The sequence below is a fragment of the Sphingomonas sp. genome (genome assembly GCF_048594985.1).
Taxonomy (GTDB): domain Bacteria; phylum Pseudomonadota; class Alphaproteobacteria; order Sphingomonadales; family Sphingomonadaceae; genus Sphingomonas_I.
This window is the reverse complement of the sequence record NZ_JBMDXG010000324.1, coordinates 1-1,694: the sequence shown is the minus strand read 5'-3', so window position 1 is coordinate 1,694 and position 1,694 is coordinate 1. Positions and strand designations below refer to the sequence as shown.

Below are 1,694 nucleotides of genomic sequence, written 5' to 3'. Positions count from 1 at the left end.
TCCTTCTTGAGCTCGCGGCGGGCCTCGGAGAGGTCGGTCTTGTAGTCGAGATAGTGCGAATTGCTGTCGTCGAACATGCCGGCATAGCGGTCGCGGGCAGGTTCGTCGCCAGCCATGGCGGGCACGGCGGTCAGCGCGGCGACGGCGGCGGCGCAGGCGAACATCGGCTTGAACATCGTCTCACTCCTCGTTCGTTGCGAACGGGGGCAAGAACGGCGTCGGTGTCGCCGCCGTTCCTTTATCGCAGGTTCAGCTTCGGGCCAACGCGCGGCGTGCCGGCTGGAATCGCCGTTTCGAAACAACAGGTTGAGTACTCTTCTATCAGCCGCTCATGCCTCGGCGCGCTGCGGTGAACGGTGTCGCCCGGTCGTCGAACCAGCGACCGATTAACCCTTGTACAGCGCGTCCAGTCGCTCGCCATAGACCTGTTTCAGGACGTGCCGGCGGATCTTGAGGCTGGGGGTCAACTGCTCGTTCTCGATCGCGAACGGCGCGTCGGCGATGATGAAGCGGCGGACCCGCTCGATTTGCGACAGGTCCTTGTTGACCCGCTCGACCGCCGCGCCCAGCGCCGTCCTGTACGCGTGGCTGCGCGACAGCGCCGCGAAATCGCAGCTTGCCCCGCCCTTCGCACAGAATTCCTGCGTCCATTCGGGATCGGGCACCAGCACCGCGACCATATAGGGCTTGCGGTCGCCATAGATCATCGCCTGCACGATTTCGGGCTGGAGCGTCAGCATCCCCTCGATCTTCTGGGGCGCGACATTGTCGCCCTTGTCGTTGACGATGATGTCCTTCTTGCGGTCGGTGATCTTGATCCGGCCCTTCTCGTCGATCAGGCCGATATCGCCGGTGTGCAGCCAGACGCCCTTATGGGGTTCCGCCGGATCCGGCTTAAGCACACGCGCGGTTTCCGCGTCGTTGCGCCAATAGCCGTGCATGACCAACTCGCCGCGGACGAGGATTTCGCCGTCCTCGGCGATGCGGACCTCCGTATCGGGCAGCGGCGGACCGACCGTGTCCATCTTCAGGCCGGCGGCGGGGCGGTTGCAGGAGATGACGGGCGCCGCCTCGGTCTGGCCATACCCCTGAAGAAAGGTGAGGCCGAGCGCCTGGAAGAAATTGCCGACTTCCGGATTGAGCGGTGCACCGCCCGACACCATCGCCTTCATCCGCCCGCCGAACCGCTTGGCAATCTTCGGACGCAGCAGCCGCCCGACCGCGAAATCGGCGGGGAGGTCGCCGATCGCCGTCCGGCCCGTCACCGCGCGCCGCCCCTCGATCGCCACCGCACGGTCGAGCAGGTACGCCGGCACCTTGCCCTGCTTCTCGATCGCCTTGGAAATCCGCTGGCGCAGCACCTCGAACAGGCGCGGCACGACGACCATGATCGTCGGACGCACCTCCTCGATGTTCGAGGCAAGCTTGTCGAGGCCCTCGGCATAATAGATCTCGCCGCCCAGCCCGATCGGGAAATGCTGCCCGCCGGTATGCTCATAGGCGTGGGACAGCGGCAGGAAGGACAGGAACACCTCCTCCCCCCATCCGAAATCCTCGCTGATGACGGCGCAGCAGCCGGCGACATTGTGCAGGATCGCGCCGTGATGCTGCATCACCCCGCGCGGGGAGCCGCCCGTCCCGCTGGTATAGATGATGCAGGCCAGATCGCTCCGCTTGAAGAACGCCTGCGCGGC

Annotated in this window: 1 protein-coding gene; it reads right to left on the bottom strand. The window is 65.6% G+C overall.

The window, feature by feature from the left end; all coding sequences use genetic code 11:
* Positions 1–386: 386 nt before the first annotated feature.
* The coding region (locus ACOJSF_RS13260; RefSeq protein WP_420142672.1) for an AMP-dependent synthetase/ligase at positions 387–1,694 on the bottom strand (1,308 nt) is incomplete at its 5' end.